The sequence below is a fragment of the Candidatus Hydrothermales bacterium genome (assembly GCA_039630235.1).
Taxonomy (GTDB): Bacteria; Hydrothermota; Hydrothermia; order Hydrothermales; family JAJRUZ01; genus JBCNVI01.
Map to the genome: position 1 here is coordinate 1 of JBCNVI010000039.1, position 839 is coordinate 839.

General features: G+C 32.8%; 1 protein-coding gene. It reads right to left on the minus strand.

Features of this window, described 5'->3' with window-relative positions; genetic code table 11:
* A partial coding sequence (locus ABDH49_09175; GenBank protein MEN3047111.1) for a DNA-directed RNA polymerase subunit beta' occupies window positions 1-801 on the minus strand: 801 nt, incomplete at its 3' end.
* Window positions 802-839 lie beyond the last annotated feature (38 nt).

Consider the following 839-nt stretch of genomic DNA (forward strand, 5'->3'; position numbering starts at 1 on the left):
CGTTCTATAGCTACCGCATTTTTTATAACACTCTTGAACTATATTAAAAAGCTCTTTTTTTCCAACAACGCAATTTTTAAATCTAAGCTCTTCTGGTAAAATCTCATTAAAAATAATCCTTCCAACCGAAGTATAACTTTCCCATTTAGAAGGATCTTTTAAATTTTCTTCTTTTATCTCAGTTATTCCATATACTTTTATTTTTGCATTCAAATTAATATAACCCTGAGTATATGCATATAAAGCTTCCTGTGGTGAACTAAAAATAAATCCTTCACCTTTTTCTCCACGTTTTATAGATGTTAAATAACTAACACCTAACACAATATCTTGTGTGGGCCCAATGAGTGGTTTCCCGTTAGCAGGTGAAAATAAATTATGATAAGACATTATCAATAACCTTGCTTCCGCTAAAGCTTCTAAGGTTAAAGGCACATATACTGCCATCTGATCGCCGTCAAAATCAGCATTAAATGGTGCACACACCATTGGATGAATTTTTATAGCTTTGCCTTCAATCAATACAGGTTCAAAAGCTTCTATACTGGGTCTATGTAAAGTAGGAGCTCTGTTTAACAACACAGGATGGTGTTTGATTATTTCTTCTAATATATCCCATACTTCAGGAGTCCTTTTTTCGATTATTAATTTCGCTTTTCTAAGAGTCACATTATACTTTTTCATTATCTTATATAGAAGATAAGGTTTAAATAATTCAAGAGCCATCTCTTTGGGTATACCACATTGATATAATTTAAGTTCTGGGCCAACTACAATAACACTCCTTCCTGAATAGTCCACTCTTTTGCCTAACAAGTTTTGTCTAAACCTGCCTTGTT